The 23,817-nt window shown below is 35.9% G+C and carries 18 protein-coding genes; 13 read left to right on the top strand and 5 right to left on the bottom strand.

Features of this window, described 5'->3' with window-relative positions:
* Positions 1 to 5 precede the first annotated feature (5 nt).
* The 4 genes from LNQ34_RS16775 to LNQ34_RS16760 all read left to right on the top strand — a co-directional run bounded on the left by LNQ34_RS16775 (position 6) and on the right by LNQ34_RS16760 (position 2,243).
* Positions 6 to 512 carry a GNAT family N-acetyltransferase gene (locus LNQ34_RS16775; protein WP_230000525.1) on the top strand — a complete coding sequence of 169 codons (507 nt, stop codon included), beginning with the start codon at positions 6 to 8 and terminating at the stop codon, positions 510 to 512.
* 125 nt (positions 513 to 637) lie between these two features.
* On the top strand, positions 638 to 1,186 hold the full coding sequence (locus LNQ34_RS16770) for a HutD family protein (protein ID WP_230000524.1): 549 nt from the start codon (positions 638 to 640) through the stop codon (positions 1,184 to 1,186).
* A 7-nt stretch (positions 1,187 to 1,193) separates the two neighbouring features.
* Positions 1,194 to 1,529 carry a hypothetical protein gene (locus tag LNQ34_RS16765; RefSeq protein ID WP_230000523.1) on the top strand — a complete coding sequence of 112 codons (336 nt, stop codon included), beginning with the start codon at positions 1,194 to 1,196 and terminating at the stop codon, positions 1,527 to 1,529.
* Positions 1,530 to 2,045: 516 nt separating this feature from the next.
* Entirely contained in the window at positions 2,046 to 2,243 is a 198-nt protein-coding gene (locus LNQ34_RS16760; RefSeq protein WP_230000522.1) for a hypothetical protein, read from the top strand.
* Positions 2,244 to 2,417: 174 nt separating this feature from the next.
* On the opposite strand, the gene LNQ34_RS16755 is transcribed toward LNQ34_RS16760, so the two are convergent.
* A complete protein-coding gene (locus LNQ34_RS16755) occupies positions 2,418 to 2,987 on the bottom strand; it encodes a Crp/Fnr family transcriptional regulator (RefSeq protein ID WP_202703283.1) in 570 nt (189 codons plus the stop codon).
* A gap of 218 nt (positions 2,988 to 3,205) precedes the next feature.
* On the opposite strand from LNQ34_RS16755, the gene LNQ34_RS16750 reads away from it, so the two are divergent.
* A complete protein-coding gene (locus tag LNQ34_RS16750) occupies positions 3,206 to 4,318 on the top strand; it encodes a pectate lyase family protein (protein ID WP_202703282.1) in 1,113 nt (370 codons plus the stop codon).
* Between the two features lie 360 nt (positions 4,319 to 4,678).
* Here LNQ34_RS16750 and LNQ34_RS16745 read toward each other — a convergent pair whose 3' ends face one another.
* From LNQ34_RS16745 to LNQ34_RS16730, 4 genes are all read right to left on the bottom strand, one after another.
* Positions 4,679 to 5,584, bottom strand: a complete 906-nt coding sequence (locus tag LNQ34_RS16745; protein ID WP_230000521.1) for a hypothetical protein — start codon at positions 5,582 to 5,584, stop codon at positions 4,679 to 4,681.
* A gap of 341 nt (positions 5,585 to 5,925) precedes the next feature.
* On the bottom strand, positions 5,926 to 6,309 hold the full coding sequence (locus tag LNQ34_RS16740; protein WP_017498237.1) for a DUF3037 domain-containing protein: 384 nt from the start codon (positions 6,307 to 6,309) through the stop codon (positions 5,926 to 5,928).
* Positions 6,299 to 7,081, bottom strand: coding sequence for a HipA family kinase (locus LNQ34_RS16735; protein ID WP_202703279.1), 783 nt, complete (start codon positions 7,079 to 7,081; stop codon positions 6,299 to 6,301). The genes LNQ34_RS16740 and LNQ34_RS16735 overlap by 11 nt, the downstream gene beginning before the upstream one ends.
* A 376-nt stretch (positions 7,082 to 7,457) precedes the next feature.
* A complete protein-coding gene (locus LNQ34_RS16730) occupies positions 7,458 to 8,303 on the bottom strand; it encodes an NAD(P)H-hydrate dehydratase (protein WP_202703278.1) in 846 nt (281 codons plus the stop codon).
* A gap of 420 nt (positions 8,304 to 8,723) precedes the next feature.
* On the opposite strand from LNQ34_RS16730, the gene gcvT reads away from it, so the two are divergent.
* The 8 genes from gcvT to LNQ34_RS16690 all read left to right on the top strand — a co-directional run bounded on the left by gcvT (position 8,724) and on the right by LNQ34_RS16690 (position 23,798).
* Positions 8,724 to 9,806: a glycine cleavage system aminomethyltransferase GcvT gene (gcvT, locus tag LNQ34_RS16725; protein WP_230000520.1), complete on the top strand. Its 1,083-nt coding sequence runs from the start codon at positions 8,724 to 8,726 to the stop codon at positions 9,804 to 9,806.
* Between the two features lie 237 nt (positions 9,807 to 10,043).
* Complete coding sequence (locus LNQ34_RS16720) at positions 10,044 to 12,074, top strand: S41 family peptidase (RefSeq protein ID WP_202703276.1); 2,031 nt, start codon at positions 10,044 to 10,046, stop codon at positions 12,072 to 12,074.
* Between the two features lie 218 nt (positions 12,075 to 12,292).
* Positions 12,293 to 13,006: a YebC/PmpR family DNA-binding transcriptional regulator gene (locus LNQ34_RS16715; protein WP_173967295.1), complete on the top strand. Its 714-nt coding sequence runs from the start codon at positions 12,293 to 12,295 to the stop codon at positions 13,004 to 13,006.
* Positions 13,007 to 13,345: 339 nt separating this feature from the next.
* Entirely contained in the window at positions 13,346 to 18,073 is a 4,728-nt protein-coding gene (locus tag LNQ34_RS16710) for a hypothetical protein (protein WP_230000519.1), read from the top strand.
* 1 nt (position 18,074) lies between these two features.
* Positions 18,075 to 20,156 carry a fibronectin type III domain-containing protein gene (locus tag LNQ34_RS16705; protein ID WP_202703274.1) on the top strand — a complete coding sequence of 694 codons (2,082 nt, stop codon included), beginning with the start codon at positions 18,075 to 18,077 and terminating at the stop codon, positions 20,154 to 20,156.
* Positions 20,157 to 20,268: 112 nt separating this feature from the next.
* The gene (locus LNQ34_RS16700) at positions 20,269 to 21,366 is read left to right on the top strand and encodes a hypothetical protein (protein WP_230000518.1); all 1,098 of its coding nucleotides are present in this window, start codon (positions 20,269 to 20,271) and stop codon (positions 21,364 to 21,366) included.
* Positions 21,367 to 21,370: 4 nt separating this feature from the next.
* Complete coding sequence (locus LNQ34_RS16695; protein ID WP_230000517.1) at positions 21,371 to 22,549, top strand: SprB repeat-containing protein; 1,179 nt, start codon at positions 21,371 to 21,373, stop codon at positions 22,547 to 22,549.
* A gap of 4 nt (positions 22,550 to 22,553) precedes the next feature.
* Positions 22,554 to 23,798 carry a hypothetical protein gene (locus tag LNQ34_RS16690; protein ID WP_230000516.1) on the top strand — a complete coding sequence of 415 codons (1,245 nt, stop codon included), beginning with the start codon at positions 22,554 to 22,556 and terminating at the stop codon, positions 23,796 to 23,798.
* The last annotated feature ends 19 nt before the right edge of the window (positions 23,799 to 23,817 follow it).

The following is a 23,817-nucleotide window of genomic DNA, read 5'->3' as shown; positions in this document are numbered from 1 at the left end:
AATTCATGATTACAAAAGCTTCCTTACAGGACATTCCGGCGTTAACCGTTTTAATCAATTCGGCCTACAGAGGCGAAACCTCCAAAAAAGGCTGGACAACCGAAGCCAATTTATTAGAAGGAAAAAGAACTGACGAACAGGAAATGACCGAAATTTTTCTGGATCCTAAAAACACCATTCTAAAATACACCGAAAATGACCAAATTATAGGTTCGGTTTTACTGGTCGAAAAAGGACAGCAATTGTATCTCGGAATGTTAACGGTTTCACCGGAATTACAAAACAGCGGTATCGGAAAAAAAATGCTGGCAGAAGCTGAAAATCATGCGAAAGCTTTGGGATTATCCAGTATTATTATGACGGTGATCTCGGTTCGGGATGAACTTATTGCGTGGTACAAACGTCACGGCTACGTTGATACAGGCGAGAGAGAAGCTTTTCCAGTAAGTGAAATTCATGTTACTATTTCTGAAAAACCTCTGGAGTTTATTTACTTAGAGAAGGTTATTTAGTTTTATTTGTTTCAAGTTTCAAGTTTCAAGTTTCAGGTTTGAGGTTTGAGGTTTGAAAGTAAAAACTAAAAAAACTTAGTAACTCAGAAAAACCTTTGCCTCTCTGAACCTCCAATAATAAAAAAATGACCCTACACCTTTTACCCAAAGAAAATTGTAAACCCGCTGTTTGGAGCGGTGGATTGACGTATGAATATATGATCTATCCAAAAACAGCAAACTACGCTGATAGAGATTTCGCATTCAGAATAAGCAGTGCTACCATAGAGCAGGAACCATCGGTATTTACCCAATTTAAAGGTTATCATCGATATCTGGTTATGCTTGATAACGATTTGCATATTGAGATAAACAAACAAAAGAAGATATATGAGCAATATGAAATCATGGAATTTAACTCAAATGATGCCGTAACTTCTTTTACAAAAGGCATTGATTTTAACTGGATGGTTTCTGAAAAAATATCCCATCATCAACTGAAAATAACAGCTGTTAATCAAAATTGTAATGCTCAAATCGTACTTTTATTTTCTTTAGATACAACCGTTGTTCAAATTAATGAGAAGCCGTACGATTTAAAACCTTATGATTTACTGGTGATTGAAAATCCGGAAAAGAAAAACATAACACTTCACTTTTCTAATAAATGCCTCTTTGGAGTATTGGATTTTTAATTCTAGAATGAATTTAACCGCAACATTCGCGAAGGGTTACGCAAAGATTCGCAAAGTTTTTTGGGCAGGTATGGCATATGCTCGCAAAGGCGCAAAGTCACAGAGTTTAAGCTCTTCTTTGTTCTTGCCTCTTTCTTCTATTTATCAAAGCATACTACTAAAAAAAACTCAGCCCCTTAGCCTCTTAATATCCCATCACCAACTGAAAATAACAGCTGCTAATCAAAATTGTAATGCTCAAATCGTACTTTTATTTTCTATAGATACAACCGTTATTCAAATTAATGAGAAGCCGTACGATTTAAAACCTTATGATTTACTGGTGATTGAAAATCCGGAATGAATTTAACCGCAACGTTCGCGAAGGGTTACGCAAAGATTCGCAAAGTTTTTTTGGCAGGTATGGCATATGCTCGCAAAGGCGCAAAGTTTAAGCTTCTTTCTTCTTGCCTCTTTCTTCTATTTATCAAAGCATACTACTAAAAAAACTCAGCCCCTTAGCCTCTTAGAATCTTAATATCCCATGACCAACTGAAAATAACAGCTGCTAATCAAAATTGTAATGCTCAAATCGTACTTTTATTTTCTTTAGATACAACCGTTGTTCAAATTAATGAGAAGCCGTACGATCTAAAACCTTATGATTTGTTAGTGATTGAAAATCCGGAATGAATTTAACTGCAACGTTCGCGAAGGGTTACGCAAAGATTCGCAAAGTTTTTTTGGCAGGTATGGTATATGCTCGCAAAGGCACAAAGTTTAAGCTTCTTTCTTCTTGCCTCTTTCTTCTATTTATCAAAGCATACTACTAAAAAAACTCAGCCCCTTAGCCTCTTAGAATCTTAATATCCCATTACCAATGAAAATAACAGCTGTTAATCAAAATTGTAATGCTCAAATCGTACTTTTATTTTCTTTAGATACAACCGTTGTTCAAATTAATGAGAAGACGTACGATCTAAAACCTTATGATTTACTGATCATTGAAAATCCGGAAAAGAAAAACATAACACTTCACTTTTCTAATAAATGCCTATTTGGAGTATTGGATTTTTAATTCCGGAATGAATTTAACCGCAACATTCGCGAAGAGTTACGCAAAGATTCGCAAAGTTTTTTTTGGCAGGTATGGCATATGCTCGCAAAGGCGCAAAGTTTAAGCTTCTTTCTTCTTGCCTCTTTCTTCTATTTATCAAAGCATACTATTAAAAAAACTCAGCCTCTTAGAATCTTAGCAGCTTCTCTTAATCTTTGACAAAAACTCGTGAGAAACTCCCAGATAAGAGGATAAATTCCGGTTATTGATTTTATCAGCCTTGTGTGAATATCGTGCCATAAACTCCAAATATCTTTGCTTGGAAGTTTTGTTTAATACATCAATAAGTCTTTGTTGAATGGCAATATTAGCCCTTTCAACCATTAAAATATGAAACTGAATCAACTTGGGGACTTGTTCGAACAAAAGTGCTTTGTTTTTCTTACTGATCACCAAGATTTCACTTTCTTCTATTGCTTTGATATTATAAGTCGTAGGTTTTTGATGATAGAAGCTTTCAAGGTCACAAATCCATTCATTTTCGAAAGAGAAGAAAATGACACTTTCGGTTCCGTTGTCATTTAAAATATAAGTTTTAAAAGTACCTTTCAAAATAAAGCCTTCATAAGAACTCTTTGAATCCTGAATCTGCAAAAATTCGTTTTTCTTAAGTTTAATAAACTTTACTTTTTCAACTACAAAATTCCATTCCTCATCTGTTAACGGAATCTTGCGCTCGATACTTAATCGTAGGTCTTTGTACATATGGTATTTACTTTTTATTCTTACTCAGGGACGTAAGTAGGTGAATGAATGAAAAATAATGCAATCGATTACACAAAAATATACTTTTTTGTAATGTAACGACTACCGAAAACACATTTAACAGTAAATTATTTTCAAAACATTGAACTTGTTCAACTTTTTTCATCCTAATTATAAGCAGATTTGCACTATTAACTATTTAACCAAACTTAATTATTATGAAATTTAAATCAACAATCTCAGTGTTTCTATTGACATTGATTTTCGGTTTTGCAGCCTGTAATACCGAAGAAATTGCTACCCCGCAAAGTAGTGAAAATGCTACTATCGAAACCTCTCCAACAACTTCCGGTAATTTGACGGCAAAAATTGGAAACTGCGCCCAGGTTCCGGGATGGGCTTCTCAAAATGGAGGGACAACTGGTGGAGGTTCCTCTCCAGAAGAAGTAGTTTCGAATTATACACAGCTGAAATCGGCTATTGAAAACAGTGCTGTAAAAGTGATTAAAGTTACCGGTACCATTACGGTTACTACAAGATTATCACTACAGGATCAAAGTGGCAAAACCATTTATGGTGCAAGCGGTGCAAAACTGGTTTCGACTAACCAAACGAAAGACGGTTCGGGTATCATCAACATTAAAAGATGCACCAATCTTATTATCAGAAATCTTATTTTTGAAGGTCCGGGTGCTTATGACACAGATGGTTGGGACAATGCTATTTTAGATGATTGCCAAAATGTATGGGTAGACCATTGCGAATTCAGAGATGGCGTTGACGGGAACTTCGATATCAAAAACAAATCAGATTTTATTACGGTTTCGTATACAAAATTCGGTTATTTAAAAGCTCCTAAAGCCGGAGGTCCAGGAGGTTCTGACGATCACAGGTATTCTAATTTAATTGGTTCCAGTGATGGTGCAACTGCCGACCGTGGAAAATTAAGAATCACTTTCGCTCGCTGCTGGTGGGCTCCGGGATGCAAAGAAAGAATGCCAAGAGTACGTTTTGGAAGGATACATCTGGTAAACAACTTCTTTAACAGCACAGTAAGTAATAAATGTATTGCGGCAGGTTTTGAAGCGAATCTAAATGTAGAAAGCAACGTTTTTGAAGGTGTAAAAACGCCTATCGATCTAATGAGCGGTTTTACTGCTGTTACAGCAACAGACAATGTTTTCACCAATACAACCGGAAATCAAGCAGGAAGCGGTACTGCTTTTACTCCACCCTATTCGATCGTAAAACTGAACAAAACTGCTGTTAAAGCTGATATCTCTGCCAATGCAGGAGCAACTTTAGGAGGCAATATCTGCGGATCGTTTTAATCCGTTACAATTAATAAATACAAGTTAGTTTTATTTTGAAACCACGGATTACAGTTTTGTAGTTCGTGTTTTTTTTGTTTCAAGTTTCAGGTTTCAAGTTTCAGGTTTCAGGTTTCTTTTGTTTCAGGTTTCTTTTGTTTCAAGTTTTAGGTTTCAAGTTTTAGGTTTCAAGTTTTAGGTTTCAGGTTTCAGGTTTTAGCTTTGATGCAAAAACTACAATGCTTTTAATCTGTTGAAAATTTCATGAAATATAAAAGTTCGCAAAGCTTTACATTAAATCTTTGCGAACTTTGCGCTTAAGTTAACTTTCGTCGCTTCAAACCTCTGAATCTTTATGTCTCTCCAACTTTGCGAGATTTTTTATTTGTATTCGAAGATTACTTTTTCATCTGTAAAATTGGTAGCCGTATTGAATGGATTGCTGGTTACACAACTTCCGGATAATACAATTTCGCTAATTCTTCCGTATTTATCTACGTTTCTTCTGTAATTTACAGTTTTGTAAGATTTTTGAAAAGGTGTTTCTTTAAATACATTTTCCATTGAAACAACATTATTTACGTTTCTTTTTCCTAATTTATCATGTAATAAAATGTTATACCCTCTAATTAAAGATAGTGGTGTTTCATATGCAATATCTCCCATTAAAATATTTGGTGTACTATCATAAGTATAATTACTAACGACTACTTCACCATATTCAGCAGTTTTAACTTGTGTAATATTTCCTGCTGTAACCTGGAAATCCAATTGTCTTTGTAAACGATACTTTCCATCCCCGTCAACAGATTTCTTATGATAGCTTAAAATCTTAGAGATGTATTCATTCGCATAGCTATAAACAGTTGAATCTCTTTCGATACTGTAAGTTTCTCCCGTAGTTCTTTTAAAAACTGTGTTAGAAATGATACTGGTAACATTTTTATTCTTTAACACTATCGATGTTTTGTTTTCAATGTCAGCATTAGATACATTATCTCCTAATGTTTTGGTTTCAATCAAATCGTCTCCAACATAAGAAACAGATAAATAGCTCCCAATCACATTAATACGTTTAGAATTATCATATTTAAACTCCTGTTTATCCATCATATAAGCCAGATTATTACTTGAGGGATAAGCAATTGAAACTAATTTTTGTTCTGCCGGATTAATTACGGCGGGATCTGTTATTTCACCTGATGTTGGAGAATCTTCTGACGTACAGGAATAAAGAGAAAGTACCATTAAGGCCAATGGTAACAAAGGTAATTTTTGAAACTTCATACTTTTTGTAGGTTTACAAAGGGGATTTAAATTTAATTTGGACTGTTTTTTATGAAGCAAACTTAAAAAATTAAAAACAATAACAGGTATTTTCTTTCTAACAATTCCCGGCAAAAAACTGTCTAATGATAAGCATCGGAATTATAGAAATTTGCAAAAGAAGGTTTTACACAAAATCAAAAGAATTCAACATTTTTTAGTCTCACAAAGACGCTAAGTCACAAAGTTTTATATTATTTAGGTCTTAGCGTCTTTGCATTTTTTTTAAACATATCAGACAGTGATACCCTTTTCTACTAAAAACCTCTGAACCTTTGTATCTCTGCAACTCTAAACCTCCTCTAAAGAACCAATTCTTCAAATAATCTCTGAATCGTTTTTTCTAAGTCCTGACATAAGCCCGGATGGGGTCTTGATGTTTGTATTGCCGAACTTCTAATGGCCGTGAGCCATCTAAAACGTTCCGGAATCTCAAATTCAGCGATCGGACCGCCGTCTTTAGCCCCATTAACAATTTTTTCTAATGACGTTAAATTACATTCTAATTGCTCGATGTCAAAGTCGGCAGAAAGGGCTTGTATTCTTTCTTTATTCAGATGAAAAAGAACTTTTATGAATTTCTTTTTTTTGCAAAACAAAATGATTCCGATATTCAGAAACTCTTCGCGCTCTACTCTTGGCACCACGCGGATTACGGCATACTCATATAAGTGATTATCTTGCATTTTGCGCCTGGTTTACAAAGATTTCTGAATGATTTAATCGGGTCTGCAAGAACTGTAAATACACCTTTCGCAAGGTTTCCGGCTCTTCGTCGGTATCTTCCCATTGCAGCCATTCCAGTGGAATTGTATTTACAATTTCTTCTAATATTTCGTGCGATAAAAGCGCTTTAAATTCAGCATCTACTTCCTTTAAAAGCGAAGCTTGCGGCAATAAAACATGGTCTTTAATTAATGCAAACGGACTTTTGGCATGCTGTTCCCAATTGTTCCAGGAATGATGAAAATACAAACACGCTCCGTGATCGATCAGCCATAATTCTTTATGCCAAATTAACATATTTGTATTTTTGAAAGTACGGTCGACATTGGTAATATAAGCATCCAGCCAAACAATTTGCGAAGCCAGCTTAGCATCAACAGTAGTCACCACAGGATCGAATGTGATGGCTCCTGATAAAAAATGGAGTGCCAGATTTAATCCCTGGCTTCCCTGCAGTAAATCCTGAATTTCTTCATCAGCTTCCGTTCTTCCAAACGCTTCGTCAAGATTGGCGAAAACTAATTCCGGAAGCTGCAATTTTAAAGCTTTTGCGATTTGCCCACCCACCAATTCGGCAATCAAAGCTTTTACACCATGACCGGCTCCTCTAAATTTTAAGACGTATTTAAAATCGTCATCGGCTTCTGCCAAAGCAGGTAAAGAACCTCCCTCGCGCAATGGCGTTATATAACGCATGACGTTTACTGTTCTCAGATCAAAAGTATTTTTCATAGATACAAACTTAGCAATTTAGATTTTTAGATTATTGGATTTTTAGAATATTAGACTTACTTAGACTGCTTAGACTGCTTAGATTTTTTTTTCACAAAGTTCGCGAGGGTTTTGTCTTTAAGATTCTTATAAAGCATAAAGGTTCGCAAGGCTTTGTGCAAAATCTTTGCGAGTCTTTGCGTAAAACTTTGCGTGCCTTGCGGTTAAACCAAACTCAAAAAAGCTTTTCCAAAATACTTCATAACAGCACAAGACGTAAAAGATTCATTACTTGTTGTCGACAAAATAATACCAGCCGTTAGTCTGTGGAGGAAGTTTACAAAGCTATCTACAAAAACCTTGCGAACCTTTGCGTAAAACTTTGCGTGCCTTGCGGTTAAACCAAGCTCAAAAAAGCTTTTCCCAAATACTTAATAATAGTAGAAGCTGTAAAAGATTCATAACCTGTTTTTGGTAACGCAATATCGGCTGTAAGTCCGTGGAGAAAAACGCCTAGTTTTGCTGCGTATTTAGGTTCGTAGCCCTGAGCCAGTAAACCCGTAATGATTCCTGTGAGGGTATCTCCGCTTCCGGCAGTGGCTAAAGCTGCATTACCGGTGGTGTTTTCGTAAATCTCAGTCTTAATGATGATGTAGGTTGGTGCGCCTTTCATGACCATGATTACTTTGTACTTTTCTGAAAAAGCAATCGTTTTTTGAAACTTTTCCGATTCCGAATTCCACTTACCTATCAAACGCTCGAGTTCTTTCGGATGTGGTGTCAGAATAGTATTTTCAGGAACTAATTCGAGCCAGGTTAAATTTTCTGCCATAATATTCAGAGCATCGGCATCCAGTACTAAAGGAGATTTGTTCACTCTTAAAAACTCAAAAAGCGCTTTTTGAGTACCCAGTTCCACTCCTATTCCGGGTCCAATTCCGATGGCCTGAGGTACTAACGGAAGATGAATGCTGGTCAGGAAATTAGTGTTTTCATCGGTTATTACCATCACCTCCGGAATCGAGATCTGCAGGATTTGATAACCGCATTTGGGTACAAAAACCGTTACTAGTCCGCAACCCGATTTTAAACAGGATTTTGAGGCTAAAACTGCCGCTCCTACTTTTCCGTAACTTCCGGCAATGATAACGGCATGCCCCTGAAGTCCCTTATGCGTTATAGGATTCACCGGTTGGAGAAATTTTAAAACCTCTTCTTTTGTAATTAGAAATGGATCTTTCATCGGACAGATTTAATGATTTAGAGCCTGTTTAAAATTTATTTATTGGCTTTCTTATGATGATTTTCGGCTACAACTTCGTCAAATTTTTATACAATAACGCTGCTATTCTATAAAAATTTGCCTTGTTTCACTCGAAAATCCTTTGATAATAAACCTCAAAAATAAATTTTAAACAGACTCTTAAAGTTACATAAAAAATAAAGATGTAGACACTTCGTAAGATTCTAAAATCAGATTCTGTTGCCTCTAGCAGGTTTCTTTCATTCCTTAGAAAACCAAAACGTCAAAAACTATTCAAACTACAGGATATTGCTTCGTATGCATAAATTGGGCAAGAATATTGCGAATTTTATTAATTTAGTATATAAATCTTCGATATTTTTTAAATAAATTTGCGACACAATTTTATAAAACAACACAATGAAAAATACTGCGCTTACGCACATACATGAGAGTTTAGGAGCAAAAATGCTACCTTTTGCCGGATACAATATGCCTATTACCTATGAAGGCGTAAATGCTGAACACGAAACAGTTCGCAACAGTGTGGGCGTTTTTGACGTTTCGCATATGGGAGAATTTTTGTTGACAGGTCCAAATGCTTTGGCTTTGATTCAAAAAGTAACTTCAAATGATGCTTCGACTTTAACTATCGGAAGAGCACAATATTCTTGTCTGCCAAACAACGAAGGTGGAATTGTAGATGATTTGATTGTATATAAAATGAAAGAAGAAGAGTATTTACTGGTTGTAAATGCTTCAAATATTGAAAAAGACTGGAACTGGATTTCTTCGCACAATGATTTGGGTGTTGAAATGAAAAACATTTCTGATGATTATTCTTTATTGGCCATTCAGGGACCAAAAGCGGTTGAAGCGATGCAGCCTTTATCTTCTATCGACTTAGGAGCAATTACGTATTATCATTTTGAAGTGGCTGATTTTGCAGGATTCAACGATGTAATCATTTCTGCAACTGGCTATACCGGTTCTGGTGGATTTGAAATTTACTGTAAAAATGCCGACGCTGAAGCTATCTGGAATAAAGTTTTCGAAGCGGGTGCCGCTTTCGGAATTAAACCTATCGGATTAGCTGCTCGTGATACCTTACGTCTTGAAATGGGATTCTGTTTGTACGGAAATGATATTAACGATGCTACTTCACCTTTAGAGGCCGGATTAGGCTGGATTACTAAGTTTACTAAAGATTTTACTAATTCTGAAAATCTGAAAAAACAAAAAGAAGAAGGTGTTACCCGAAAACTAATTGCTTTTGAAATGCAGGAGCGTGCGGTACCAAGACATGACTACGAGATTGTAGATGCTTCAGGTGCTGTGATTGGTATAGTTACATCAGGAACTATGTCACCTTCTATGAACAAAGGTATTGGATTAGGATATGTTACGGTAAATAATAGTGCTGTTGACAGCGATATCTTTATCAGAATCAGAAAAAATGATGTAGCTGCTAAAGTGGTTAAACTTCCTTTTTACAAAAAATAGATTTTTATCTCTATAAAATTAGAAAATGCATTGCCTGATAAGTAATGCATTTTTTTTATACCCTGTTTTCTTTGCCACGAATTCACGAATGATTGTAAATAAAAAAGCCCGCCAAATTCGTGAATTCGTGGTGAAAACTCCGCAGAAAAAAATCATCTGAATGTAAGAATTTTTAGAAAAGAATAAGATTTTATAAAAAAATAAGCGTAATTTTAGTCTGAACGAAGATTTACATTTATGAAAAAAATAGCACTGGTGTTGATTCTAACCACAAATATTCTATTTAGTCAAAGTGGAAATCCCACGTGCGAAATAGTCAACAAAATAAATGCCGTTATTCAGGAAGAGCACATCCGACCAAAACCTGTTGATGATAGCTTGTCGATTTTTGTTTTTGATAATCTGATCAACGAATTAGATCCTTCCCGAAATATTTTTTTTAAAACGGAGTATGATGAAATGGCAAAGAAATACCGCACAAACCTGGACGATTTTATTCTTAGTAATGATTGCAGTTTTTTAGCCGATATTACTTCCAAATACAAAGAAAGTCTTTTGAGAACAAAAAAGGTTCTTGAAAAAATTCAAACTGAACCTATTGATTACAGCAAAACAGATACTATCCGATTTTATAAAAAATCATTTCCTTTTTATCTTAAAAAAGAAAACCTTGAAAAAGTATGGCTTAAAAAAATTCGCTACCAGATTTTGGATGAGATAGCCGAACTAAGTGACAATTTAGATTCAATTAAAGTCAATTTTCAGTCGATAGAGCTCAAATCAAAGAAACTAATTTTATCCAATGAAATATGCCGAATCAATACGCTTTTAGAGACAAATATTAGACAGGAAGAAAAGTTCTACAATTTCTTTTGTAACTACTTTGATCCGCATTCTGCCTATTTTAGTGACGATTCTAAAACGAGCTTTGTTGCTTCACTCTCTAAAGAACATTTATCTTTAGGAATGACTGTCAATTTAAATGAAAAGAATGAAATCATTGTAGCCGAAGTTGATCCTAATGGTCCTGCTTATCAAACAGGTCAGGTCAAAAAAGGCGATCAGATCATTTCAATATCCAATCAAAAAGAAACTTTACAAGTTTCCTGTGCTTCGCTGGAATCCATCTCAACTTTGATTTTATCGGAATCTAACAAAAGCATCACCCTAACTTTAAAACGAAACTCCGGTAAAAGCTTTGATGTTTATATCGAAAAAAAGGTGATGAAAGACGAAGAGAATTCTGTTTTTAGCTTTATTATTGGAAAGGAAAGTAAAATTGGGTACATCAAAATTCCAAGTTTTTACGCTGACTTAGAAGGCAATAGTCGCAAAGGTTGTGCTGATGATGTGGCTCGCGAAGTTATAAAACTGGAAAGAGACAATATTAAGGGACTCGTAATTGATTTAATTGACAATGGTGGCGGATCGATGGAAGAAGCGATAAAACTAGCCGGAATGTTTATTGACTATGGACCACTTTCTATAGTTGTAGATCGTAATCAGGGAAAATCGATTATTAATGATCCCTATAAAGGTTTGATTTATAAAGGTCCGATAGTCATTCTGGTCAATAGCAATACTGCCTCGGCAAGTGAATTCTTTTCCTCTATATTGCAGGATTATAACCGTGCTTTATTATTAGGAAGTACTACCCTTGGGAAAGCGACCATGCAAACGATTCTCTCGCTTGACGAAACTAAAAACACTGATTTTTTAAAAATTACAATCAACAAATTTTACAGAGTTACAGGTAAAAGTCATCAATATATTGGAGTAAAACCGGATGTAATTCTTCCTGAATTCTATGAAAATGTTTATCAACGAGAAAGCAATTTCCCTACCGCCATTAAAAATGATAGTATTACACCGTCTTTAAAATTCAAGCCTTACGTAAAAAGAGCCCTAATCGACAAACTGGCCCAAACTAGTACAACAAGATTGGCAGACAATTATTTTTTCAATAACATAAAAGAAATCAATCAAAAAATTGACAAACTTATCAATACTCCAAAAGCGGAAATTCCGATGACTCTAGATGCGGTCTTCAAACAGAAAAAAGTAGTGAACTCACTTTGGACCGAAATCACAACTTTTAACGATGAAAACAATCCTCTGGATGTGTATAACTCTACGGTAAATCAGTTTCTACTGGGGGTATACCCTAATGACAAAACAATCAACCAATATCAGATCGACAATCTAAAAACGAATCCCTATCTAAATGAAGCTGTAAATGTTATTAATGAGTTTAATGCTTGGAAATAGTTCTAGGCTATAAGCTTTAAGCTATACGCTATAAGCTGTAGGCTGTAGGCATTGGACGTTAGACTTTCTACTTTACAAAAGGGAATTCGGATAACCTTAAACCGTAAACTTTAAACTTTTTAACCTCTAAGCCCTAACTATCACTAAAAAAGAATTCAATTGATTTTGGAAAAATAAGGAATAACCGTATTTTTGCCACACAAAACTAAAAATTAGAAATGGGAAGAGCGTTCGAATTTAGAAAAGGAAGAAAAATGAAACGTTGGTCAGCAATGGCTAAAACATTTACCCGAATTGGTAAAGATATCGTTATGGCCGTTAAAGAAGGTGGTCCCAACCCGGAGGCCAATTCTAGATTAAGAGCTGTAATACAAAATGCAAAAGCCGCCAACATGCCTAAGGACAATGTGGAGCGTGCCATAAAAAATGCAAGTAATAAAGATACTGCCAACTATAAAGAAATTTTGTTTGAAGGATATGCTCCGCACGGAATTGCGATTTTAATTGAAACAGCATCTGACAACAATAACAGAACGGTAGCAAATATCAGAAGCTATTTTAATAAGTGCAACGGAACAATGGGAACACAGGGTTCTGTTGAGTTTATGTTTGATCATACCTGTAATTTCAGAATTGCAAAAGGTGAAATTGATGCCGAAGAATTAGAGTTAGAACTAATTGATTTTGGTGCTGAGGAAGTTTTTGAAGACGAAGACGGAATTTTAATCTACGCCCCTTTTGGAAGCTTCGGAGCTTTACAAAAAGAACTGGAAAACAGAGGTCTGGAAATCTTATCTTCAGGATTTGAGCGTATTCCTCAAATTACAAAAGAACTTACGGAAGCTCAAATTGCAGACGTTGAAAAACTAATCGAAAAAATCGAAGAAGATGATGACGTGATGAACGTTTATCACACAATGAAAGAAGAGTAAAAACTTACATTTTTTATTTTACAAATCAAACTCCTGAGCAATCTGGGGTTTTTTTTTGCCATAATGTGGAAAGCCGTAAAGAATAAATTCAGAGATTGTTTATGTTTGGCAAAAATTTAACAAAACCAACATTTGATACTTACATGAATGCAAATAAAAAGAGTCTTTTTCCTGTGGCTCTGTACCTGAAATCGAATGTTTTGAAAAGAAGTTATAGCCTCAATAAACCATTTTCTTTCTATTAAAAACAACAACAACTATTTGGTCCCCCTAAAGAAGTTGCTTTAGATCCGTTAACGCGCTACTATATTGCCTAATACCAACCAAACCTACTAAGACTTGAAAAAAACTACTCTTAAGTTATTTCCTTTTATCGTATGTATTATTTTATTTTTAGTCAGCATCAATTGCTTTTCTAATACTTACACCGATACCATCACCAATTCAAAGAAAGTTTTTATTTCTAAAAATCTTCCCAAAGACGAAATTGGTCTTCTCAACAATTCGCTTAGTTATTACCAAACTCCAAAAAGCGAATTCACCAATGAGTTTCTAAAAAAGAACTTCCCAGTTTCACAGGAGATCAATAAAGATCGTGATCTGGCCATGTCTGTTTTTAAGGAGATTGCCAAAAACGATAACCTTACAGATTTTTTAGAGCCTAAAAAATTATCGATGCTTCCTCTTGGTATAAAAAAGACCATAGGAGGAATCCAATATATGCTTGGCATTAGCAGCGCCAAATTTACTCCGGAATATACAGAGCTGACTGCTTTTGTGAAAATTGTAATTCCACAGCATGACTCACTTGGAAGACCAAAAGAGTTGTTTTTTGGGGCTAATGGTATTAAACTTTCTCACAAAGGCGGATTGGTTGGGGCTACGAACTTGGTTTTACTGGGTGACGTTCCCATTAATATAAATGGTCAAAACTCCTTACTTATTTTAAAAGGAGGCATGGAGATGTCTACAGGACTTGTAGAAAAAAAGACTTATGTAACGATTGACTGTAATGGTTTTAAGGAACTGGGAATTGCGGCGGATGTTGAATTTTCAAGAGCCTATCTTGAACCGGTTGATAATGATTACAGGCTTATTCCCGCTCCGACCCGCGTACGAGGTTCATTTCAAACCATAGTTTCCAATTGGAATGATATTTTGATTGAAATATCATTACCTAAATTTCAATTGACATCATATAAGGGCAAAGGCCCTGCTTTTGAGCTAAACAATGCTGTAATCGATTTAAGCGACATCAGGAACTCGGATAAAATTGAATGGCCGGATGCGGATTATGTCAAAGATTATCTGGTGCCCGGTAACGAAAAATTATGGAGAGGTTTTTATGTCAAATCCCTGAAAGTCGTATTACCGGAACAGTTTAATAAGAGAGACGAGAACAAGAGAGTTAAATTTGAAGCCGCCAATCTCTTAATTGACAGAATGGGGGTTTCTGGTAAATTTTCTGGTGATAATGTTTTTAGTCTTAAAGAAGGAAGTGCTTCGGGCTGGCAATTTTCATTGGACCATATTGAGATGGAATTTAGAGCCAACTCATTAACAGCGGCCGCCTTTAATGGTGAAATTGTTCTGCCGGTTTCTTCGGAAGAAAATACGCAATGTGATCCAAAATCGAGAGGAAGATTGGCTTACAATGCCATCATAAATCCTGTAGACAACGAATATATCCTTAAGGCTGATGTAACAAACAACATTTGTTTTCAGGCTTTTAAGGCAACCGCCTCTTTAGAAAAAAACTCCTATCTGGAACTAAAGGTAAAGGATGGAAAGTTTTTACCAAAAGCGGTTCTTTACGGAAGTTTAGCTTTAAAAGGAAGTAATAAAAATACCACCGCAGCCGAACTTGTTGCATCACCAACTAAATCATCCGGATCAACTGATGCAGAAGGCGAGAAAAAAGAAGCCATAAATTTTAAAGGAATTATTTTCCAGAATTTAACCCTGCAAACTGTTGTTCCCTATCTGACGGCAGACTATTTCGGTTACAAACACATTCAGGAAAAAGATGCTGCAGTAAGTAATTTTCCGGTTACCATTAACGAAATTGCTTTGGTCGCTACAGATGTATCAGCAAGTCTGAAAGTTGATGTTGCCATTAACATTATGCAAAATCAATTTAACGGTCAAACCAAATTTTATGTGGTTGGAAAATTCGACAGAGAGAAAGGAATCCAAAAATGGAAATACGATCATCTTAAGTTCGAAGAAATAAAAGTTGCTGCAGACTTAGGAGGTGTAAAATTTAAAGGAAGTATCACCATAATGGACAATGATCCGGTGTACGGAAACGGTTTCAAAGGAAGTGTATCGGCTGATTTTACAGGAGGTATCAAGGTTGAAGCTAATGCTATTTTTGGATCTACTACTTTTAGATATTGGTATGTGGATGCCATGGTAGACAATTTAAATATTCCTGCCGGGGCCATTACTTTTAAAGGTTTTGGTGGAGGAGCCTATTATCAAATGAAGAAAGACGGCTTTAGTTCTTCTTTTGTGGCCTCTAAGTCGAATTACGTACCTGATGCAGATTCAGGATTAGGCGTTAAAGCTATGATTAAGTTTGCGGGCACAGCTACGGCAAATGCTTTTTGGGGAGGTGCCGGCTTTGAAATTGCTTTTAATAAACATGGCGGTCTTAATAGAATTAGTATTTATGGTGAAGGTCACGTGATGCAGCCCTTTGAAATTCCGGGAGCAGACGAAATAACAAAGGCATTACAAACTGTTACTGAAAATGAATCTCTAATGGGGGCAGTCGCTTCAGAAGTACTTAAAACAAATAATTTATCGGCTGCTGCGGAACAGCTTTACCCAAACGATGTAAAAAACTCGATGGGTATCAATGCATTTGCAGCAATAGAATACGATTTTAGGGCAAAAACATTACACGGTACATTCGATTTATACATTGATACTCCGGGAGGCTTCATAAAAGGCCGTGCTTCTGGTAACAGAGCAGGTTGGGCAGTGCTACATTTTGGACCGGACAAATGGTACATCAGAGCAGGTACTCCTACTGATCGATTGGGTATAAAGCTGGCTATTGGATCTATCGAAGTAGAAGCCGGCGGTTACTTTATGCTTGGAGATGATATCCCAGGCAGTCCTCCACCACCGGATATTGTTGCACAGCTTTTAAAAGTTGATGTCGCTAAACTGAATTATATGCGTGACGAAAACAGCATTGCTTCAGGAAAAGGATTTGCCTTTGGTTCTGATTTTAGCATCAAAACCGGAAATTTAAGTTTCTTAATGTTTTATGCCAATTTTCAGGCCGGATTTGGATTCGACATTATGGTTAAAGATTATGGAGAAGCACAATGTAAAGGTTCCGGACAAATTGGTATAAACGGTTGGTATGCTAACGGCCAGTCGTATGCTTATCTACAAGGAGAACTCGGAATTAATATCAAATTGTTTTTTATACGAAAGAAAATATCTATTATAAAAGGTGGAGGAGCCGTTCTATTACAAGCCAAATTACCTAATCCGGTATGGATTCGAGGATATATGGCGGGTGAATTCAGTCTGCTTGGTGGTGCCGTGAAGGGTAGTTTCCGCTTTAAACTTGAATTTGGGGAACAGTGCGAATTCATATCCGCGAACCCTTTAGAAGGTTTAAAATCTATCGCAGATATTACTCCTGCTCAGGGAACAAAAGAGGTAGATGTCTTTACCATTCCTCAGGTTGGATTTAATATGCCTGTAGATAAAAACTTCAACATTGAAGGAGATGACGGGATTAAAACCTACCGACTCAAACTAGAAGAATATACCATCAAGAATGGCGGAGTTCCTGTAATTGGTACTTTAAGCTGGAATAAAACGAATGATTTGGTAAGTTTCAATTCATCTGAAATATTACCTGAAAAATCAGAACTAACCTTAACGGTAAAAGTAAGTTTCCAGGAATATAAAAACGGTTCATGGCAAACAATTCTCGATCAGGGTCAGGTTGCTATGGAAACTGAAACCAGAACTTTTACTACGGGTGTGGCGCCTAACAATATTCCGGTGAACAATATTGCTTACTGCTACCCTGTTTTTGATCAAAAATATGTTTATCAGAACGAGAGTAAAGAAGCTTATATGGTTCTAAAAACCGGACAGGCTTATTTGTTTAATCTCAAACCGGGGCAATCACAAAAAGCTTTTTATAAAACCGGAAATAAAACCGTAAATGGCACTATATCCTATAACACAGCTTTAAAAAAGGTCATTGTTAGTCTGCCGGTTTTAGAGCGAGTAAAATTGTATAATTTATCTTTAATGACATTAGAAACTCTAAAAGATGCCAATACCAATCTAAATGAAAGTTTTGAGAAACAGGATCTTGGTTCAAATGCTAATGTTGAGGTAAAAAGTAATAAACTGGGTGAAACTCTTACGGGTGGTCAGGGTGTTGAACTGTTACAATATAATTTCAATACCAGTCAGTACAATACTTTTCAGGAAAAAATAGCGGCAAAAAAACCGCGAAAAACTCATACAGAAATAATTGAAGCTGATCAGCATGCCTTAAATGCCGAAAATTCCTCAACTGAACCTTTTGATGAAATTGAGATCGCCGGTAGTCCAAAAACGTTAAATATTCCATTGGTGAATGTCGAGGCTATATTGGATGACAGTTATTTTAAAAATGATATTTATCCCTTGATATACAAAGGCTATCCATTGGAAGCTGATTTTACATTAAACAGAAATACAAACATATTAGGAAACCCACCAATTAGAGGAGTTGAAATCTTGACCTGGTATTTGGCTGATTTAACTAATAACCCGAAAAGCTCTGATTTAAGGGAGAGATTGCCTTATCGTTATAATCTCCCTTTTTACTATAAGGACGATTTTATAAAAATTCAGTATAAAATAATCAATAAGTATATAAACAGTCTGAATCAGGCTATGATCAGTAAGTACCATTACATTATGAACGGAACATTCCCTATGATAAAAGATGGGCCTTACAATGTTAGACTAAACTATACGCTACCAGGCGGACAAGCAGGTACCAGTTCAATTTTTACATTTAATAAAACAGATTAGCATGAAGCTTAAATTTTTAATTCTCCTTACTCTTATTACAATTGGTACTACCTATTCACAAGAAAAAAATAGCACAGGAGAAGCAAATCCAACCGAAATAAAATCGGAGATACAAGTTATAGCCAGAGTACAAAAAGATCGAATTTTGTTACGCTGGGCTGTCACCAATGCTATGGCCTGGAAAAAACTAAATACTTATGGGTATACTGTAGAACGTTATACCGTTACCCGTAACAACAAGACTTTGCCAGCTCCCGAAAAAGTGGTCCTGGCTGGTACATTGAAACCTGAGGCACTGGAAACATGGGAAAAACTAATTGAAAAGAATGACAATGCCGCTATTGTAGCGCAAGCCATTTATGGAGAAAATTTTTCGGTTACCGGAACAGATAAATTAGAAAATATCGTAAACCTTTCAGAAGAGAATGAGCAAAGATTTACATTCGCTCTCCTAACTGCGGACAAAGATTATGAAATTGCCAAAAAAGCGGGTCTGGGATTGGAAGATAAAACAGTTAAGCCTAACGAAAAATATGCCTATCGCGTAATTTCAAATGTACCTGAAAAAGAGGCTACAATATCTTATGGTGGAATTTTCGTGGGATTAAGCGATTATCAGCCACTCCCAAAACCAATGGATTTCACGGCTCATTTTACAAACAGCAGTGCCATGTTAAGCTGGAATTTTAAAATACTTTCGCATACTTACGCCAATTATTTTGTAGAACGTTCGACCGATAAAAAGACTTTCGAAAGAATTACTGATAAACCTTACACCAGTTTAAATCAGCAAAACACGAATAACAGTCAAATTTTCTATGTTGATTCTATCGCGAACAATAAACCATACAGCTACAGAATTCAGGGGATTTCGCCTTTTGGTGAATTAGGTCCCTATTCAAAGGTTGTTACCGGAAAAGGTGCTGAAATATTAAAATATGTTCCCCATCTGACTGTGAAGGAGTTTAAGGATGAAAATACTGTTACTTTAACCTGGGAATTTCCAACAGAAGGGGATAATGAAATCACAGGATTTGAATTAAACCGTTCTGATACGGATGATGATGGCTATACAAAAGTAGTAAAGAACATCCCTGCCAAGAGCCGTACAGTGACGTACAACAAGCTCTTATCTACAAACTATTTTACCATTACAGCCCTTGGAAAACAAGGTAGCAACAGAACTTCATTTCCTATGTTGGTACAGCCCGTAGACTCTATACCACCTTCTAAGCCTATTGGTTTAAAAGGAGTTATAGACAGCTTAGGTGTTGTAAAACTAACCTGGGACCCTAATAAAGAAAAAGATTTATTAGGATATCGTATCTATAGAGGAAACACCGCCGAAGAAGAACTTACACAGTTGACTGTAAGCCCAAGTGAACCTAACTCTTACCAGGACAAAGTACTTATTAAAAATTTGAATCCTAAGGTATACTATAAAGTTATTGCGGTAGATTATCACTACAATATGTCTGATTTCTCAGATGTTTTAATTATTAAAAAACCGGATGTAATTCCCCCTACTTCACCTGTTTTTACCAGTTTTAAAATTAAAGAAGGATCGATTTTTCTCGAATGGGCAAACAGTCAGAGTGAAGATGTGGCTGTACACCAATTGTACAGAAAAGAAAATGATCAAAAGGACTGGACACTGATTTTGGAAACCAAAAATAAGGAAGAGAAATTTCAGGATAAAACTGCCGTTGAAGGAAGTACTTACCGATATGCTGTTTTTGCGAAAGATGAGAGCAATTTAGTTTCTAATCCTTCACCGGAATTAACCTTATTTGTACCTAAATATTCTGTTATGCCAGCTGTGAAAGGTTTTTTCGCTCAGCCAAATAAAACAACCAATACCATCGATTTGTCATGGGATTACGCGAACAGTGAAGTAGATGGTTTTGAAATTTACAAAGCTTCAGATAAAGATCCATTGCAACTGATCCAGATTGTGACCGGAAAAACACGCTTTTTACCTGACCCGACTATTACCATTAATACGACGTACCAATACGGCATCAGAGCGATCTTTAAAGACGGAAGAACCTCTAAAATGGATTTTTTCACTGTAAAGTTCTAAACATATGAAGTGTTTCTTAGGTCTTTTAAAATTAATAACAAGAGAGAGATACAATATATTTATCGTATTGTATTTCCTAACTCCAAATATGGTTCATTCTCAATTATATATAATGGAATTCAATGGAGTCCGATCAATTGAAGAATGTAGTTGTCTCAGCTATAATTGGGAAGTAAAATCAAATGGTACTCATATAGGAGCAATTATAAGTAAAAATGAATACCTAATTTATGATATAAAGCCAACCTCTTTTGAATATATGGCATATCGTCCTGACTCTTATGCCTGCAGTGGCCCTTGTCGTGATGATTATTATGAAGCTTACGCTGATCATAATTTAAATGCAGACTGCTATCCTCCTTATTTTATAGGTAATCAGGTATTAACTAAACCAAACAATTTAACTAATTCTTTTTGTGACAGAGTCTTACTGGCGGCAGTGGGTTGTACCGGAACTCAAAAATTTTATTGGGAATATAGTACAAACGGAAAGGATTTTATTAAAACAGATATCAGTACTAATTTCAATCAAAATTATGACTTCGTTAAATCCAATTTTCCGGCATTAAATAACTACTATGGTACTATTCTCTTTAGAGTTTTAATAGATTCCAATCCTGATATTACAGAAGAAAATGTTTATTCTAACGTCGTTAATTATACCCTTATACCATGTTCCCCAAAACTAGATAATACTTCAACTTCAAACTATACCACCTGTAGTTATAGTAATGGTAGTGTGGTATTTACTTTTAGCAGACCATTAGAAAAAGATGAAAAATACCTTTTCAATCGCAATCCTGTAGGCGGTGGTGCAGTAACTTCTGCAAACTCAAATGATCCTGATATAGAAAAAGTAAATACGCTTAGCTATAAATGGAAAAATATACCTGCCGGAAATTACAATTTTAAATATCAGACACAATTTGAAAGCGGGTCCCCTTCAAGTATGTCCACTGTCACCAACTTTACCATCAGTCCAAGAACACCATTAACCTTTACATCGACAGCAGTACAACCATACTGCAGTACTGACCCAAAAGGAATATTGATAACTGCTACAGGCGGAACCCCTCCCTACTATTATCTTTTAGATGACGAGCCTCTGTCGCAAAAACATCTATTTTCAAATGGCTACATCATCCCCATAACAACAGATGGTGAACACAAAGTAATGGTAGTAGACAATTCTAATTGCATTGAAAACTAAAATAATGACCAAAAAATTACCCTTAATCTTATTCTTTTTAGGAAGTCTGTTTGCTTATGGACAGACCGATTATGGAATATTAATAAAATCTAAAATCACTTCACCTTCTGTCTGGCCTTCGAATGATTATAGCGGACTCCATCAAATTACGGCAGGAATGAACTCGTGTTCAATTGATTTTTTAGAAGACAATTACAAGAATGATTTGTATTGTTTTTTTTATGTGACAGGCAATCCTACGAAAATAGATTTTATGGAAGTTTTGGGTGGGTCGCCAACATGTGGACAAATAACACGAACTATTCCATACAATAAGGATACCTTTAAGGGCTGGTTTTTTAGCGGGTGTTTAGCAAACGCTGAGATAATGCCATTGCATATCACTCGACCAGACTCCAATCCAAAATGCAAGGAGGATCCTATAACTTTAAATAATGGGTGGAACTGGCAGTATCAATTTGATAGCGAAGGTTGGAAGAATCTTCCTGCACAATTCCAGGAACAACCATCAATTACCTTTAAAATAAAGGACTTACCTGGATACAACAGTCAGGCAAACGTTCATTTTATTGCGGGTTATGAAAAGTATGGACAATATACAAATACAGTCACTTATAGTATTATCGGCTGTTCACCCGAACTGGCCGAAAAAAAACCAACTGCAAATTCGGTTAAATGCAATAATACAGCCACTGGCAGTGTTACCCTAAAGTTTGAATCACCCCTAAAAAAAGATGATCAATTTCTTTTTAATCTATACCGTGTCAATCCGGTGGCACCAGACACCGGTTTTATAAAAAGCATTAAAGCATCAGAAAAGGAAACTGAAAATAAAACCTATACATGGGAAGGAATAGCAGCAGGAACATACACCATAAAATATCAGGCACAAAGCAAATTTGATAATGGCCAAATTGTAGGATCTAGTGCTATCGTTACCGATTCTTTTACGATAGAAAATAAAGACCAATTAACTTTTAGAACGACAGCAATTCAACCAAAATGCAGTGGAGATCCTGGTAGTATTGAAATTTCAGTAACTGGAGGTACCTCACCTTACTTTTATATTCTTGACAATGGGATTAAAACTCCGCTTACCAAAAATCCGGATACAATTAACGGTGTAACGGATGGCGCTCATACCGTAACCGTTCTGGATAGTCATGGTTGTATAGAAAACTAATAATATGAAGAAAAAATTACTCTTGTTTATATTCTTTTTAGGAAGCCTGCTTGTTCATGGGCAGACCGAGTATGGAATATTGATAAAATCAACCATGAAACCCAAAAATTCAAACGCATCAAGCACAAGATATACCATTTGTGGAGTTACAGATTATTCCTTAACAGGTCCTACAGGATCTATAGATCTGTACACTAAACGATTTTGCACTGATAATATCATTAATTCGAGTGGAGCCGAAAAGATTCAATACAATTTTTTTTATGTCAGGGATATTGATGGTCTATTTATTTTAGATCTTGAACTAAACAGCCGTGGCCAATCAATATGTGCAAAAGAATATGCCATTCCTTATAACAAAAACACATTTAAGGACGAGGTTTTAGGCGGATGTGTTGGCAGATCCAATGTATGGCCAATACATCTTACACAACCTGCCGCAAATAATGTTTGCAGTGACGATGTCATTAACTTAACCAATGGGTGGAATTGGCAATATCAATACGATGCAACGGGATGGAAACCAATGCCCGCTCAATTTCAAGGAAAAAGATCCATTACTTTTAACCTTAAAGATATTGGTAATCACGATGGTAAATCTCAAATTTTCTTTCAGGCAGGCTATGATAAACAATTTACAAATACAGTTGTTTACACTATTATTGGCTGTTCACCCGAACTAGACGAAAAAAAACCAGAAGCAACCCCCGTTAAATGCAGCAATACAGCAACAGGAAGTGCCACTTTAAAATTTAAATCGGAGTTAAAAACAGGTAACAAACTTCTTCTTAATCTATTTCGTGCCAATCCGGAGGCTCCGGATACAGGTTTTATCATGAGTATATCCGCATTAGAAAATGAAGTTATTAATAAAACCTATACCTGGAATAACATAGCGGCGGGTACATATAAAATAAAATACCAGGCGCAGAGTATTTCTGATACCGGGAACAAAGTGGGGTTAAGTGCTATTGTTACAGATGCTTTTACAATAGAAGAGAAAACACCTTTAACTTTTTGGGCAACGGCAATACAACCCGCATGCAGTACGAACCAAGGTGCGATAGAAATACGGGCTACCGGCGGAACAACTCCATACTACTATATTTTAGACAATCAAACTGAAGTTATAAATGGGGAGACAGTTCCTAAAAGAATACCGTTTTCCGGTTCTTATCAGATTCCCATAACAACAGACGGAGCTCATACCGTAAAAATCGTTGACAAATTCAATTGCGCAGAACAATAAATTCCCGAACAAGCCTATA

This window comes from Flavobacterium lipolyticum, assembly GCF_020905335.1.
GTDB classification, from domain to species: Bacteria; Bacteroidota; Bacteroidia; order Flavobacteriales; family Flavobacteriaceae; genus Flavobacterium; species Flavobacterium lipolyticum.
This window is presented reverse-complemented; position numbering and strand designations above follow the sequence as displayed.

Excerpts from the sequence above, each read along its gene's own strand:
- LNQ34_RS16775 (WP_230000525.1), top strand. The coding sequence starts at position 6 with ATGATTACAAAAGCTTCCTTACAGGACATTCCGGCGTTAACCGTTTTA.
- LNQ34_RS16770 (WP_230000524.1), top strand. The coding sequence starts at position 638 with ATGACCCTACACCTTTTACCCAAAGAAAATTGTAAACCCGCTGTTTGG.
- LNQ34_RS16765 (WP_230000523.1), top strand. The coding sequence starts at position 1,194 with ATGAATTTAACCGCAACATTCGCGAAGGGTTACGCAAAGATTCGCAAA.
- LNQ34_RS16760 (WP_230000522.1), top strand. The coding sequence starts at position 2,046 with ATGAAAATAACAGCTGTTAATCAAAATTGTAATGCTCAAATCGTACTT.
- LNQ34_RS16755 (WP_202703283.1), bottom strand. The coding sequence starts at position 2,987 with ATGTACAAAGACCTACGATTAAGTATCGAGCGCAAGATTCCGTTAACA.
- LNQ34_RS16750 (WP_202703282.1), top strand. The coding sequence starts at position 3,206 with ATGAAATTTAAATCAACAATCTCAGTGTTTCTATTGACATTGATTTTC.
- LNQ34_RS16745 (WP_230000521.1), bottom strand. The coding sequence starts at position 5,584 with ATGAAGTTTCAAAAATTACCTTTGTTACCATTGGCCTTAATGGTACTT.
- LNQ34_RS16740 (WP_017498237.1), bottom strand. The coding sequence starts at position 6,309 with ATGCAAGATAATCACTTATATGAGTATGCCGTAATCCGCGTGGTGCCA.
- LNQ34_RS16735 (WP_202703279.1), bottom strand. The coding sequence starts at position 7,081 with ATGAAAAATACTTTTGATCTGAGAACAGTAAACGTCATGCGTTATATA.
- LNQ34_RS16730 (WP_202703278.1), bottom strand. The coding sequence starts at position 8,303 with ATGAAAGATCCATTTCTAATTACAAAAGAAGAGGTTTTAAAATTTCTC.
- gcvT (WP_230000520.1), top strand. The coding sequence starts at position 8,724 with ATGAAAAATACTGCGCTTACGCACATACATGAGAGTTTAGGAGCAAAA.
- LNQ34_RS16720 (WP_202703276.1), top strand. The coding sequence starts at position 10,044 with ATGAAAAAAATAGCACTGGTGTTGATTCTAACCACAAATATTCTATTT.
- LNQ34_RS16715 (WP_173967295.1), top strand. The coding sequence starts at position 12,293 with ATGGGAAGAGCGTTCGAATTTAGAAAAGGAAGAAAAATGAAACGTTGG.
- LNQ34_RS16705 (WP_202703274.1), top strand. The coding sequence starts at position 18,075 with ATGAAGCTTAAATTTTTAATTCTCCTTACTCTTATTACAATTGGTACT.
- LNQ34_RS16700 (WP_230000518.1), top strand. The coding sequence starts at position 20,269 with ATGGAATTCAATGGAGTCCGATCAATTGAAGAATGTAGTTGTCTCAGC.
- LNQ34_RS16695 (WP_230000517.1), top strand. The coding sequence starts at position 21,371 with ATGACCAAAAAATTACCCTTAATCTTATTCTTTTTAGGAAGTCTGTTT.
- LNQ34_RS16690 (WP_230000516.1), top strand. The coding sequence starts at position 22,554 with ATGAAGAAAAAATTACTCTTGTTTATATTCTTTTTAGGAAGCCTGCTT.